This window comes from Pseudomonas sp. NPDC079367, from assembly GCF_044542195.1.
GTDB lineage: Bacteria > Pseudomonadota > Gammaproteobacteria > Pseudomonadales > Pseudomonadaceae > Aquipseudomonas.
On record NZ_JBITTW010000001.1, the window covers coordinates 688,916 to 702,978 of the forward strand.

General features: G+C 58.7%; 14 protein-coding genes. 8 read left to right on the forward strand and 6 right to left on the reverse strand.

Annotated elements, in window-relative coordinates; translation table 11 throughout:
• Positions 1-41 precede the first annotated feature (41 nt).
• The 8 genes from ACIGDJ_RS02885 to ACIGDJ_RS02920 all read left to right on the forward strand — a co-directional run bounded on the left by ACIGDJ_RS02885 (position 42) and on the right by ACIGDJ_RS02920 (position 7,952).
• On the forward strand, positions 42-299 hold the full coding sequence (locus ACIGDJ_RS02885; RefSeq protein ID WP_101162480.1) for a DUF6555 family protein: 258 nt from the start codon (positions 42-44) through the stop codon (positions 297-299).
• Positions 300-395: 96 nt separating this feature from the next.
• The gene (locus ACIGDJ_RS02890) at positions 396-1,061 is read left to right on the forward strand and encodes an SOS response-associated peptidase family protein (protein ID WP_101162482.1); all 666 of its coding nucleotides are present in this window, start codon (positions 396-398) and stop codon (positions 1,059-1,061) included.
• Positions 1,062-1,428: 367 nt separating this feature from the next.
• Positions 1,429-2,424, forward strand: a complete 996-nt coding sequence (gene dctP / locus ACIGDJ_RS02895) for a C4-dicarboxylate TRAP substrate-binding protein DctP (protein WP_101162483.1) — start codon at positions 1,429-1,431, stop codon at positions 2,422-2,424.
• 63 nt (positions 2,425-2,487) lie between these two features.
• A complete protein-coding gene (locus ACIGDJ_RS02900) occupies positions 2,488-3,120 on the forward strand; it encodes a TRAP transporter small permease (RefSeq protein ID WP_101162485.1) in 633 nt (210 codons plus the stop codon).
• Positions 3,117-4,400, forward strand: coding sequence for a C4-dicarboxylate TRAP transporter large permease protein DctM (gene dctM, locus ACIGDJ_RS02905; RefSeq protein ID WP_397478283.1), 1,284 nt, complete (start codon positions 3,117-3,119; stop codon positions 4,398-4,400). The genes ACIGDJ_RS02900 and dctM overlap by 4 nt, the downstream gene beginning before the upstream one ends.
• Before the next feature lie 80 nt (positions 4,401-4,480).
• Positions 4,481-5,431, forward strand: coding sequence for a TAXI family TRAP transporter solute-binding subunit (locus tag ACIGDJ_RS02910; RefSeq protein ID WP_101162488.1), 951 nt, complete (start codon positions 4,481-4,483; stop codon positions 5,429-5,431).
• Positions 5,432-5,502: 71 nt separating this feature from the next.
• On the forward strand, positions 5,503-7,530 hold the full coding sequence (locus tag ACIGDJ_RS02915) for a TRAP transporter permease (RefSeq protein WP_101162490.1): 2,028 nt from the start codon (positions 5,503-5,505) through the stop codon (positions 7,528-7,530).
• A complete protein-coding gene (locus ACIGDJ_RS02920; protein ID WP_101162492.1) occupies positions 7,527-7,952 on the forward strand; it encodes a DUF1850 domain-containing protein in 426 nt (141 codons plus the stop codon). Before ACIGDJ_RS02915 ends, ACIGDJ_RS02920 begins: the two co-directional genes overlap by 4 nt.
• Positions 7,953-7,964: 12 nt before the next feature.
• Here the strand turns inward: ACIGDJ_RS02920 and ACIGDJ_RS02925 are convergent, their stop codons facing one another.
• The 6 genes from ACIGDJ_RS02925 to ACIGDJ_RS02950 all read right to left on the reverse strand — a co-directional run bounded on the left by ACIGDJ_RS02925 (position 7,965) and on the right by ACIGDJ_RS02950 (position 14,005).
• Positions 7,965-9,197 (reverse strand): NADH:flavin oxidoreductase/NADH oxidase family protein, encoded by a 1,233-nt coding sequence (locus tag ACIGDJ_RS02925; protein ID WP_101162494.1) that lies wholly within the window; start codon positions 9,195-9,197, stop codon positions 7,965-7,967.
• A gap of 256 nt (positions 9,198-9,453) precedes the next feature.
• Positions 9,454-9,924, reverse strand: a complete 471-nt coding sequence (locus tag ACIGDJ_RS02930) for a MerR family transcriptional regulator (RefSeq protein ID WP_397478284.1) — start codon at positions 9,922-9,924, stop codon at positions 9,454-9,456.
• Positions 9,925-9,988: 64 nt separating this feature from the next.
• On the reverse strand, positions 9,989-10,855 hold the full coding sequence (locus ACIGDJ_RS02935) for an NADPH-dependent F420 reductase (protein WP_371918400.1): 867 nt from the start codon (positions 10,853-10,855) through the stop codon (positions 9,989-9,991).
• Complete coding sequence (locus tag ACIGDJ_RS02940) at positions 10,791-11,222, reverse strand: MarR family winged helix-turn-helix transcriptional regulator (protein WP_101162499.1); 432 nt, start codon at positions 11,220-11,222, stop codon at positions 10,791-10,793. Before ACIGDJ_RS02940 ends, ACIGDJ_RS02935 begins: the two co-directional genes overlap by 65 nt.
• 203 nt (positions 11,223-11,425) lie before the next feature.
• Positions 11,426-12,733, reverse strand: coding sequence for a C4-dicarboxylate transporter DctA (gene dctA / locus ACIGDJ_RS02945; RefSeq protein WP_397478285.1), 1,308 nt, complete (start codon positions 12,731-12,733; stop codon positions 11,426-11,428).
• Positions 12,734-12,835: 102 nt separating this feature from the next.
• Positions 12,836-14,005 (reverse strand): mandelate racemase/muconate lactonizing enzyme family protein, encoded by a 1,170-nt coding sequence (locus ACIGDJ_RS02950; RefSeq protein WP_101162503.1) that lies wholly within the window; start codon positions 14,003-14,005, stop codon positions 12,836-12,838.
• Between the last annotated feature and the right edge of the window lie 58 nt (positions 14,006-14,063).

Consider the following 14,063-nt stretch of genomic DNA (forward strand, 5'->3'; position numbering starts at 1 on the left):
CACGAGGGGCATCCCTCTTTCATGAGCAACAGGAGAGCCTCATGAGCCAGACAGATTTGTACATGATCAAGTACCGACTCCACGGTGTGCCCAAATCCTTCATTATCCGCGCCAAATTGATGAACAACGCGGATGCCTGGCAGTGGGCAAGTTGCGACGCCGGGTTGACGCCGATTCCCAAGCCCGGCCGGCCTCCGTTGAAACGGTTCTCGAAACCCATGGCCGAGCGTTTCGGCGTCACCGAGGTGCAATGGCACGAGTCGAAGGCGGTGTGCTGGGACGAGGATCTGGCGATATGAATATCCTGCGCCGCCCGCCTGTCCCAGAGCAGCACAACATCAAAAACGCCCGAGGTGCGTGCAGTGCACAAAGCCCTGCCGACCAGGAGATTCGCCATGTGTGAGTACATCGTTCAACACGCCGCAGCGCACCAAATGGCTTTTCTTCTGGTCACCGGTGAGACGGCGAACGTAGATGCACAAGTCGGGTTGGCAGAAGACGACACTTCAGGCGAAGCACCACCTGAGCGGCGTAATCTGATCAAACCGGGTATGCGGGTCCATGGCATCTATCGCCGCGACGGGACTCTGGACTGCTTGCCGGTACGCTGGGGGTGGTCACCCAACTGGTCGATGGGCACGCTGCCACCGCTGACTCATCTGCCGCTGCATCTGGTCATGCGTTCGAGGGTGTTTGACCGAGTCAAACACAACGGGCGCATGCTCGTCGCAGTGGAAGGCTGGTATGAGGCCCTCGACACCGGAATGTCGATCCATTCGCGCAACCTTGCCTACACCACAGCGCGCGAGCCTCGGCCGATTTTTCTCGCAGCGCTCGCTCAGGTCAGCAAAACCTATAACAGTTGTGATGGCTTGGCACTGATCACCCATGAAGATGCCGAGATGAAACGACAGCGTCTGTTGGCGTTCACTGCTCAGGATGCGCTGGAATGGTTGCGCCCGGATCTTGAGTGGGCGCAGGCACATCTATTGGCCGCGTACAGAGCCGTGCTCGAGCATCAGCTTGAACATGTGCTGACCTCGCAACGGGGACTGCGGTAGCCCGAATGTCAAAGCGTTCACGGCGTTTTTGCTTGAACTGTTCCCAGCAACTACGACATGGGATGAGCTCATCGGAAATATTGTGAAACATTGAGCGCTGAGCCTCGCCTTGATGAGTTAAACCGGATCTCGAAATGCAAGCCGCGTGGCGCAATGTCACGAGGAACGGGCAGCGACTGGACGCATGCCATGTCCTGAAGAGTTCCTGGTTGAAGGCGCGAGACCAACCCTGCGTTGATGTTTTGCGCTTTCTCGCCAGTTTTCCCGGCAAATCAGATATTTCTGCCTAGACTTGAGCATGTCCCGGCATTCGAACGCGTCCCGCGCATAGAGCTGTTACTACAATAAAAAAAGAGGAATAACCCAGATGCTCAGATCTCTGTTCAGCGCACTTGCCTGCGCTTTGGCGGTAAGCAGCATGAACCCGGCCATGGCGGCAGACCCGGTGATCATAAAGTTTTCGCATGTCGTCGCTGACCAGACGCCCAAAGGTCAAGGTGCGTTGCTGTTCAAGAAACTGGTGGAAGAACGCTTGCCAGGCAAGGTCAAGGTCGAGGTCTACCCTAACTCCTCGCTCTTTGGTGACGGCAAGGAAATGGAAGCACTGTTGCTCGGCGATGTGCAGATGATTGCGCCATCGCTGGCCAAATTCGAGCAATACACCAAGACCGTCCAGCTCTTCGACCTGCCCTTTCTGTTTGATGACATCAACGCTGTCGATCGCTTTCAGCTGAGCCCGCAGGGTCAGGGTCTGCTCAAATCCATGGAAAGCAAAAACATCACCGGCCTGGCTTATTGGCACAACGGCATGAAACAACTGTCGGCCAACAAGCCACTGCGTGTACCGGCTGATGCGCGCGGCCTGAAGTTCCGGGTACAGGCCTCGGCGGTACTGGAGGAGCAGTTCAAGGCAGTGCGCGCCAATCCGCGCAAGATGAGTTTTGCCGAGGTGTATCAGGGGCTGCAGACCGGCGTGGTCAACGGTGCAGAAAACCCCTACTCGAACATCTACAGCCAGAAAATGCATGAAGTGCAGAAATACATCACCGAGTCCAACCACGGTGTACTGGACTACATGCTGATCACCAACACCAAATTCTGGAACGGCCTGCCACCGGACGTGCGCAGCGAACTGGACAAGATCGTCGTGGAAGTCACCACTCACGTGAACAAGGAAGCCCAGCAACTGAACGAGGGTGACAAGCAACGCATCCTTGCAGCCAAAACCACGGAAATCATCACGCTCACCCCAGAAGAACGTGCGCAATGGCGCGATGCGATGAAACCGGTGTGGAAGAAGTTCGAAGGCGAAATCGGTCCTGAGCTGATCTCTGCCGCCGAAGCCGCGAACCAGGCGCAATAATCGCACGGCAGGCGCCGCCGGGGCGGAACCTGCCCGTCTTCCACCGACGTGAGATTGCCATCCATGAAAGCGCTTCGGCGAATCTGGGAACACTTCGAGGAAGGCTTCATCGTCTTCCTCTTGGCGGCCATGACCCTCGTCACGTTTGTCTACGTGATCCTCAACAATTTCTACAGTCTGTTTTACTGGCTCGCCGATCATTGGCCGGCGGCCAGTGTTCCGCTGTTCGCCGTTGGCGATCAGATCATGGGCATGGCGCAGGCCATGACCTGGAGCACTGCCCTGACCAAAGCGCTGTTCGGCTGGCTGATTTTTTTCGGCTTGGCTTACGGCGTGCGCACCGCCGGGCATATCGGTGTCGACGCACTGGTCAAACTGGCGCGGCGATCGGTGCAGCGCTACATCGGCATTCTGGCCTGCCTGTGCTGTCTGGCCTATGCCGGGCTGCTGGGCGTCGCCAGCTTCGAATGGATTGAAACGTTGATGAACGCCGGTATCGGCGCCGAGGATCTCGGCCATTTCGGCGTCATGCAGTGGCATATCGGACTGATCGTGCCGCTGGGGTTTGCGCTGGTGTTCATCCGCTTCGCTGAAATTCTGCTGCGCATCCTGCTCAACCGTCAGACCGGCCTCGGGCTGGCCGATGAAGCGGCCGACGCGCTGAAACTCGCCGAACACGAGGATGACAAGCCATGACCATTGCCTTCCTGTTCGTGGCCCTGTTCGCCTTGATGTTCATCGGCGTGCCGATTGCCATTTCTCTGGGGCTTGCCGGCTCGATGACGATCATTTTCTTCAGTCCCGATTCGGTCCGCTCGCTGGCGATCAAACTGTTCGAGACCTCGGAACACTACACGCTGCTGGCGATTCCTTTTTTCCTGCTGGCCGGGGCCTTCATGACCACTGGCGGCGTTGCCCGCCGGCTGATCGACTTCGCCAACGCCTGTGTCGGGCATATTCGCGGCGGCCTGGCCATCGCGGCGGTGCTGGCCTGCATGCTGTTCGCCGCCCTCTCCGGTTCGAGTCCCGCAACGGTCGCGGCGGTGGGCTCGATTGCGATCGCCGGCATGGTCCGGTCCGGCTATCCGCAGGCCTTCGGCGCAGGGATCATTTGCAATGCCGGGACGCTGGGCATTCTCATCCCGCCCTCGATTGTGATGGTGGTCTACGCCGCTGCTACAGAAACCTCCGTCGGCAAGTTGTTCATGGCCGGCGTGGTACCTGGCCTGCTGCTGGGAACGGCGTTGATGGTGGCGATCTACATCGTCGCGGTGAAGAAAAACCTCCCCGCCTTGCCGCGTGCGACCCTTCGCGAGTTCTTGAGTACGGCGCGCAAGGCAATATGGGGCTTGTTGCTGATGGTGATCATCCTCGGCGGCATCTATTCGGGCATGTTCACCCCGACCGAAGCTGCCGCAGTGGCAGCCGTCTATTCGGCCTTCATCGCTCTGTTCGTCTACAAGGATCTGACCTTTCGCGAGACACCCAAGGTTCTGCTGGACTCGGCCAAGCTGAGCATCATGCTGATGTTCATCATTGCCAACGCCATGCTGTTCGCCCACGTGCTGACCACCGAACAATTACCCCAACAAATCACTGCCTGGGTAATAGAAGCCGGCCTGACGCCCGTGACGTTCCTGCTGATGGTCAACATCGTGCTGTTGATTGCCGGCGCGTTCATGGAACCGTCAGCGATCATCCTCATCCTCGCGCCAATCCTTTTCCCTATCGCGATGAAACTGGGCATCGACCCGATTCACCTCGGCATCATCATGGTGGTCAACCTTGAGATCGGCCTGATTACGCCACCCGTGGGCCTGAACCTGTTCGTGACTTCAGCGGTGACGGGAATGTCCTTGCCCGCCACCGTAAAAGCCGCCATGCCCTGGTTGATGATTCTGCTGCTGTTCCTCGTGCTGATCACCTACGTGCCCTGGATTTCACTGGTGCTGCCGACCTGGCTGGGGATGAACTGAAGTGGCGATCACGTTCAGCCGGGACCGACCAGAGTGCAATCACTCTGCTTAAAACCATAACAAGACGGAGAAATGCCCCCATGCGAGTCAAAACACGTTTTGCCCTGCTGGCCGCCGCCACGCTGACCCTTAGCAGCGCTGCGCAGGCCGCGCCCGTGTTCATCAATATTCTCACCGGCGGAACCAGCGGGGTTTACTACCCGATCGGCGTCGGCTTGTCGCAAATCTACAGCGACGGCATTGCCGGTTCGAAGACATCGGTGCAGGCCACCAAAGCGTCGGTAGAAAACCTCAATCTGCTGCAGGCCGGACGCGGCGAGCTGGCCCTGGCCTTGGGCGACTCAGTGGCCGACGCCAAAAACGGCGTGGAGGACGCCGGTTTCAAAGCACCACTGACAAAATTGCGCGCCTTGGGCGGTGCCTATCCCAATTACATTCAGATCGTCGCCAGCAAAGAGTCGGGGATCAAAACCCTCGCCGATCTCAAGGGCAAGACCATCTCGGTCGGCGCGCCTAAATCCGGGACTGAATTGAATGCGCGGGCGATATTCAAAGCGGCCGGCCTGACCTACGAGGACATGGGCAAGGTGCAATATCTGCCGTTTGCCGAATCGGTGGAATTGATCAAGAACCGGCAACTGGATGCCACCCTGCAGTCGTCTGGATTGGGCATGGCCGCCATTCGTGACCTGTCGTCGGTGATGCCGCTGAACTACGTGGCGATCCCGAGCGAGGTGGTGACAAAGATCGGCAATCCGGCCTACCAGAGCGCAATGATCCCGGCCAACACCTACGACGGACAGGCCGAAGCCGTGCCCACCGTGGCAATCACCAATATTCTGGTGACTCGCGCCGACCTGCCTGATGACGTCGTCTACGACATGACCCGGCTGCTGTTCGACAACCTGACGCGTTTGGGTAACTCCCATTCAGCGGCCAAGGACATCAAACTGGAAGCGGCCGCGAAAAACCTGCCGATCGCGCTGCACCCTGGCGCCGAGCGCTACTACAAGGAAAAAGGCGCCTTATAAGCGCTTATGCGCAGTGGCGTGACAGCCGCTGCAGCGTCGATTCCTTTGCGTGGTCATGAGGAAGGCAGCCAATGAGTGACGAGCATCACGGTATTTCCGCGAACCCGCGAGACTGGCCAAAAAGCCTGTTTTACGTAGCGTTGCTGTTCTCGATTTTCCAGATCGTCACCGCAGCCTTTTCTCCTCTCTCCAGCCAGGTGCTGCGTGCGGTGCACGTCGGTTTTCTTCTGTGGGTGGTGTTTCTCAGTTATCCGGCACACGGCACAGACCGTCCGTGGCAACCGCTGGCCTGGCTGCTGAGCTTGGCCGCCATCGCTACCGCGCTGTATCAATGGGTGTTCGAGGCCGATCTGATCCAGCGTTCCGGTGACCTGACGTCGGCCGACCTGGTTATCGGCATCGTGTTGATCGCTCTGGTTTTCGAAGCCGCGCGACGGGTCATGGGCATCGCGCTGCCAGTGATCTGCGGGCTGTTTCTGGCATACGGCCTGTTCGGGCAATACCTGCCCGGCGAACTGGCCCATCGCGGCTATGGTTTCGATCAGATCATCAATCAACTGTCATTCGGCACCGAAGGGCTGTACGGCACGCCGACCTATGTGTCGGCAACCTACATCTTCCTGTTCATTCTGTTTGGCGCCTTCCTCGAACAGGCCGGCATGATCAAGCTGTTCACCGACTTCGCCATGGGGTTATTCGGCCACAAACTCGGCGGCCCGGCCAAAGTGGCGGTCGCCTCCTCAGCGTTGATGGGAACGATCACAGGCTCCGGGATTGCCAACGTGGTGACCACCGGGCAATTCACCATTCCGCTGATGAAGCGCTTTGGCTATCGCGCCGCGTTCGCTGGTGGTGTTGAAGCCACCTCCAGCATGGGCAGCCAGATCATGCCTCCGGTGATGGGCGCAGTCGCATTCATCATGGCCGAAACCATCAATGTGCCCTTCGTCGAAATCGCCAAGGCGGCGCTGATACCCGCCCTGCTGTATTTCGGTTCGGTATTCTGGATGGTCCACCTGGAAGCCAAGCGCTCCAACCTCAAGGGCTTGCCCAAAGACCAATGTCCAAGCGCATGGGGCGCGGTAAAGGCTCGCTGGTATTTGCTGATTCCTCTGCTGGTTCTGGTTTATCTGCTGTTTTCCGGGCGCACGCCGTTGTTCTCGGGAATGGTCGGCCTGGCATTGACCGCCATCGTGATTCTCGGCTCGGCGATCATTTTCCGGGTGCACAGCTTTGGCCTGCGCTGTGCGTTCTGGATTGCACTGGGTGTGCTGTGCACAGGTTTTTTCCAGCTCGGTATCGGGGTGATTTTTGCGGTCATCGCGGTACTGGTGCTGGTGTGCTGGTTCATCAAGGGCGGCCGCGAAACATTGCAGATCTGCCTGCATGCGCTGGTCGAGGGCGCGCGCCACGCGGTACCGGTGGGAATCGCCTGCGCGTTGGTCGGCGTCATTATCGGAATCGTTTCGCTCACCGGTGTCGCTTCGACGTTTGCGGGCTACATTCTCGCCATCGGCCGCGACAACCTGCTGCTGTCGCTGATCCTGACGATGATCACTTGCCTGGTGCTGGGCATGGGCATCCCGACCATTCCCAACTACATCATCACCAGCTCGATCGCCGCGCCTGCCCTGCTGGAGCTGGGTGTGCCACTGATCGTGTCGCACATGTTCGTGTTCTACTTCGGCATCCTCGCCGACCTGACCCCGCCGGTCGCCCTCGCCTGTTTTGCCGCCGCACCGATCGCCAAGGAAAGCGGCTTCAAAATCAGTTTATGGGCGGTGCGAATTGCGCTGGCAGGTTTTGTCATCCCGTTCATGGCGGTCTACAACCCGGCGCTGATGCTGCAAGGCGACAACCTGTGGGCGACTGCCTACATGCTGATCAAGACTCTTCTGGCGGTGGGTCTCTGGGGCATGGCGTCTACCGGTTTTCTGCAAATGAAAATGCTGATCTGGGAGCGGGTGCTCAGTCTCGTCGCCGGCGCCCTGCTGATCGTGGCACTGCCGGTGACCGACGAACTCGGCTTCGCACTGGGGATCCTGGTCATCGTGCAACACGTCTGGCGCTCGCGGCGCGCCGCAGCGGCCAATGCATGATCGGTTTGTGCCTGGGTCTGGCCGGCAGCATTTGGGCGCAGTTGCCCGTCGCGCACTTCACCTTGGCATGGAACCACAGCATCGAAAAAATCCGTTGGGAGGAAGACTACAGCGTCACGGCCCAAGGGCTGGTTCTGGAGCAGGCCCGGGTACGCGGAAACGGTGCTGGTATGGAGATACCCGACGACGCACGGCTGGAAAACGGCAGTTGGCACTTCCGGCGCCATTTGCCGCCGCTGCAACCACTGCGATTGGGCCGAACCCCGGAGGCCGGTGATTATCAGCTATGCATTGATGGGAGGTGCGAGTTCATCAGCCGATGGGTTGGCCCAGCCAGAAGCAGCCACCCGTTCCTGCAACTGTGGGCTTGCGAGACGACCGCGCCATTGCCACCGGATGAACCTCTACCAGGTACGCAGTAAAGCCCTGATGTCTTACATCGAGCGCTTCGCGATCCAGTGCTTGTATTGTCGCGTCCGAAAGAACATCGCCAACTGTTGCGACAGCAGTGCGCGTAACGGCGAGACGTTCGGATCGGGTCGTTGACCGCGACTGAGTTTGCTCAGCTGAAACTTGACCGCCGCCATGTTCGCCAGCGAAGCGACGACTTTGTTTTTCCAGGTGATCGGTGGCATTTGCGGGGCGTTATGCTTGCCCGCCAGCCAGTCACGCGGCAGGTCAGGATCAATGGCCAGTGCCGTTCCGATCCCTACCATGTCCACTCCACTGTGAACGACCTGTTCAGCAATCGCCCGACGACGAATGCCGCCGGTGACCATCACTGGCATGTTCGCAACGGTCTGAATATCTCGGGCAAATTCAACGAAGTAGGCTTCGCGAGCCAGCGTTCGACCATCGCGTGCCTCACCCTGCATGGCTGGCGCTTCGTAGCTGCCGCCGGATAATTCGACCAGATCGACATCCAGCTCATTGAGCAGTTGCACCACGTGCCTGGCGTCATCAACGCTGAACCCGCCTCGTTGGAAGTCTGCGGAATTGAGTTTGACAGCCACGGCAAAATCCCTGGAAACCACAGCTCTGACCGCGTTGACAATCTCGATCAACAGGCGCGCACGATTGTCCAGCGAACCGCCCCACTCGTCCGTTCTTAGATTGGTCAGCGGCGAAAGAAACTGGCTCAACAGATAACCATGGGCTGCATGAATCTGCACACCGCTGAATCCCGCTTGTTCGCCAAGGCGAGCGGTGTTGGCAAAGCGTTGAATAACGTCCTTGATCACTTCGGCGGTCATCGCCTGAGGCGTGGCGAAGCGCCTGGACAGGTTGCCCAGTTCCAGAGAAACCGCTGACGGGGCCCAGGTTGGCTGGCCGAGGTTGGCCTGCATTTGCCGCCCGGGATGATTGATCTGCATCCAGAACTGCGCACCGCCGGATCGGCCGATCCGCGCCCAGCGCTTGAACCTGTCCAGTAGTCGATCGTCCTCCAGCACCACGCCGCCCGGACCGGTCATCGCACGGCCATCGACCATCACGTTGCCGGTGATAAGCAGCCCGGCACCTCCATCGGCCCACGCCTGATAGAGGCGCATCAATTGATCGGACGGCGCTTGCTCGGCATCCGCCATGTTTTCTTCCATCGCGGCTTTGGCGATGCGGTTGTTGATGGTCGAGCCGTTGGGAAGTCGTAGCGTATCGAAGACATTCATGGGGCAATCCTCAGGTCAGTCGGGGCACCTTAAGATTGAAGTGAGGTTGAAGGTCAATGACTTTTTGAATGCTTTCACCGGTATTCAGAATCGGCCAGGGAGCTTCAGTGTGTAGGCGATCTACTGTGGGAGCGGGCTTGCTCGCGAAAGCGGTGTGTCAGGCCATGATGATCTTGAATGTGCCGACGCCTTCGCGAGCAAGCCCGCTCCCACAGGTTTACGGGGGGTTGCCTGGGATTTGTGTTGCGTCAGTTATCTACTGAGGCGCAGGTTTGCCGGGGCGGGAAACGGTTGCAACGCGATTGACAGGCGCATTCACAGGCCCTTCTTCACGCAGACGATTGAGCACCCGCTGTGCATTGTCGGCGCAGGCCATGCCTTCGGGCTTGTTTTCGATGCCCTTGATCACTTGTTGAAGCTGAGCCTTGTTTTGCGCCAGGCGTTCTTGCAGCAGTTCGATTTCTGCCACCTTGTGCTTGAGCCCGCGGAGCAGTTCTTCATGCTGCCAGCCGCCGGCATTCATCGGCATCAACTGACGGATTTCTTCCAACGAGAAACCGGCGGCCTGCGCGCCGGTAATGATCTGCAATACCGACGCTGTGTCTGGCGCATAGTCCCGGTAGCCATTGGCGGTACGCGCGACAGAGCAGATCAGGCCGCTGGCCTCGTAGAAACGAATGCGTGACGGCGCCAGTCCGCTGATTTTTGCCAGTTCGCCTATTCTCATCGCCCCTCTCCAATGGCCGTGGAACTTCGAGTCGACTGTAAACCTGAAGGCGTCGGCTGGCCAATCAGGCCGTCATCTCCCGATTGATTGCAACCATTTGCTCGCGGGTGAACTCGCTGTCCGGCGCCATGAATCGGACCATCAAGGCGTCGCGGTTCAGCGGTGCGCGGGCCTTGTCCGCCGCTTCGAGGGCGAGCTTCAACGCCGGCAAGGTCAACTCGGTGCAGTAAGCCGGCGTGCCCGGTTGTTGACGCCATGAGTCCTGAAGACCACCTGCCGCGAGCGCAGTGAAGCCCGTTTCTTCAACCAGATCCTGAGCGATTGCCTCAGCCCTCGGATCATCACCGGCGACGGGCAGAGCGATACGATTCGCGGATTCAGCAGGTTGGCCTTGATCGGCCAGCGTAGCGGCAAGCACAGCATTCCACGCCTTGATCAGGGGACGGCCGATCTGCTCGCTGACCCAGACGCTTTCGGGTTTGCCCTCGTCCACTTCCCTGATTGCCCCGTCACGCTGCGGGTAGTAATTGGAGGTATCGATGACCACGACCTGCTCGGGAACCTGGCTCAGCGTCTGCTTCAGATCAGGGTATCGGGCGAAAGGGATCGACAGGATGATCACGTCGACGTCGGCCACGGCCTGCTCTTTGGTTACCGCCTTGGCACCGACTTCGTCAGCGAGCGTCTGAATGCTTTGCGGGTCTTTCGAATTGGCCAGTTTGATCTGATGGCCGCACGCCGCCAGCTTGCGCGCCAGCGTCGCACCGATGTGGCCGGCGCCGATGATTCCGATGTTCATTTCAATACCCTCTCTTGGTACGTGTGTTATCGCCCGGTTGAGCGCGCTTCTGGATTGAGTTGTGAACTCAGTCTGCGGCCGGATGGCCAAGCGCATCGAGCGTGAGACGAAGCGCCTCAATCCCCTGTTCATCGAGTTGACAGGCAGATTTGATTTTGCCGGTGATGGCTCTGATGTCGTTTTCCATGGCCCGGCTTTCGGGGGTCAGGTCAATCAGCACACGACGCTCGTCTGCCGGATCGCGCTTGCGCGTGACCAGCCCGGCGCTCTCCAGACGTTTGAGCAGCGGCGTGATGGTTCCTGCGTCCATTGCCAGGTAAGCGCCGAGTTCGCCCACTGACAGTGGCGCACCATCCAGAAGCTGAAGGATCACCAGGTATTGCGGAAAGGTTAAGCCCAGCGGTTCCAGATACGGCTTGTGCAAACGCACGACCCGGTTGGCCGCGGCGTAGAGTGAAAACGACAGCTGCGTTCCCACCTGATTTCGGTTCGGACTCATTTCATAGTTCGCTATTGTATAGTGCACTATATATTTCATGAGAATGTTAGAAGTGTCAACCGAGAAAGGTCGCGCAGTGCTGATCAGCACCTCTGTCGGCGATCCAGATCGTCAACAGAGGGTTGATCGCTTGCGGTGTCTGTGAACTTCAGTGCCAATCCATGCCCGTGAGAGATGCAGGAACGTCCGCTACGCTGCGCCGATTACTTGTGCGCCAGCAGCGCCTTGCGTGCAGCCTTTTCGTGTTTCATGGCAGCGATTTCCCGCTCGCACGCTTCGGCATCGAAGGAATTGTCCCACTTGGCAATGGCAATGGTGCCGATGCCGTTGCCGATCAGGTTGGTTACCGCTCGGGCCTCGTTGAGGAAACGGTCGATGCCCAACAGCAACACCAGGCCCACCAGAGGTATCGAATGAATGGTGGTGAGCGTGGCCGCCAGGGTCACAAATCCTGCCCCCGCCACACCGGCCGAGCCCTTGGAGGTCAGCAGGAACACGCCGAGCAGAATCATCTGATCCATGAAGGTCAGCGGCGTGTTGGTTGCCTGGGCAATGAAAATCGCCGCCATGGTCAGGTAGATGCAGGTGCCATCTGCGTTGAAGGTGTAGCCCGTCGGCAGGACCATGCCGACCACGGATTTTTTGCAGCCGAGCTTTTCCAGTTTGACCATCATTCGCGGCAGCACCGCTTCGGTCGAACAGGTGCCCAGCGTGATCAGAATTTCATCCTTGAAGTAGCGCAGAAACTGCATCAGCGGCATGCCTGACCATCGTGCCACCGCACCCAGGATCACCACGATGAAAATCAACGTCGTGATGTACAGGGCGACCAGCAACTGCCCAAGCGACAGCAAAGTGCCGATGCCGTATTTGCCAATGGTGAACGCCATGCCCGCTCCCGCACCCAGCGGCGCCAGGCGCATGACCATCGCGACAATTTTGAACAGGCCCTGCAGGAATAGATCGATGGTGTTGATCAGCGGCTTGCTGGTTTCGCCCATCTGCACGAGGGCAACCCCCATCAACACCGACAGCAGAATCACCTGCAGCATGACGCCGTTGGAGAAGGCGCCGAGAAAGGTATGCGGAATGATATTGAGGAAGAAATCGACAGTACCGCCCTGCTCGCTCGCGGCCTGGCTGTATTTGTTGATCGCGCTGCTGTCGAGCGTTCCGACGTTGATGTTCATGCCAACGCCAGGCTTGACGATGTTGACTACGATCAGCCCGACGACCAAGGCGATGGTCGAGAGGATTTCGAAGTAGATCAGCGCTTTCACACCGATGCGCCCGACCTCCTTGATGCTGCCCATCTTGGCGATACCGACCACTACCGTGCCGAAAATGATCGGCGCCAGAAGCATCTTGATCAGCTTGATGAAACCATCGGCAAACGGCTGCAGCTTGGCACCGATGTCCGGTACGAAATAACCGATCGCAGCACCGATGACGATACCGATCAGCACCTGCACATAGAGCTGGCTGTACCAGCGCGATTTTGAAGTTTCCACGAAAGCACCTCATTTTATTGTTGTGGTGGGCATGTGGTGTGGGCGTCGACGATGACGCCTGAGGGTGCGGCCTCGGCAACCGAGACCGCCGATAAAACTGAATCAGCCCTCGCCCAGTTCACGCATGACGGCATACAGCGCAGATTTGGCTTCGAAGCCGACACCCGGGATATCCGGCAGACCGACGTAGCCGTTTTCGACGCGGATGCCATCGGCAAAACCTCCGAACGGCTGGAACACATCCGGGTAGGATTCATTGCCGCCCAAATGCAGACCGGCGGCGATGTTCAGCGACATCTGGTGACCACCATGCGGCACCACGCGGCGCGAAGACCAACCCAGCTCTTCCATCACCTTGAGGGTGCGCATGTACTCGACGAGACCGTAGGACAGCGCGCAGTCAAATTGCAGATAATCACGGTCAGGGCGCATGCCGCCGTGGCGCAACAGGTTGCGGGCGTCCTGGTGAGAGAAGAGGTTTTCACCGGTGGCCATCGGCAGTTCGTAATGATTGGCCAGTTCGGCCTGCAGCGCGTAATCCAGCGGATCGCCGACTTCTTCGTACCAGAACAGGTTGTATTTCTTGATCGCTTCGGCATACGCGATACCGGTCTTCAGATCAAAACGGCCGTTGGCGTCGACCGCCAGGCGCTGGCCGTCGCCCACCACTTCCAGCACCGCTTCAATGCGGCGAATATCTTCGTCCAGCGGCACCGCGCCGATCTTCATTTTGACCACGTCATAGCCACGATCCAGATAGCTCTGCATTTCGGCCTTGAGCTTGGTCTGGTCCTTGCCCGGGTAGTAATAACCACCCGCCGCGTACACCCAGACTTTGTCATCGGCGACGCCGTTGCGATAACGATCGGCGAGCAGCCGATACAAAGGCTTGCCTTCGATCTTGGCCACCGCGTCCCACACCGCCATATCGATGGTGCCGACCGCTACCGAACGCTCGCCATGCCCGCCCGGTTTTTCGTTGGTCATCAGGGTTTTCCAGATGGCGAACGGATCGAGGTTATTGTTTTCGTGATCGATCAGTGTTTGCGGGTCGGCTTCAGTGATCCGCGCCAGAAAACGATCGCGCATCAACGCGCCCTGGCCGTAGCGACCATTGGAGTTGAAGCCGTAACCGATGACCGGTTTGCCGTCGCGAATCACGTCGGTAATGACCGCGACGACCGAGCAGGTCATCTTCGAAAAATCGATGTAGGCATTGGCGATCGGGGAAGCGATGGAGACGGTTTTTTCACGGATATCGACGATACGCATGACGGGTTCCTCTTGTTGTGGTGACCCAACGTTATGCTTTGCGACGACACCCGCCCAA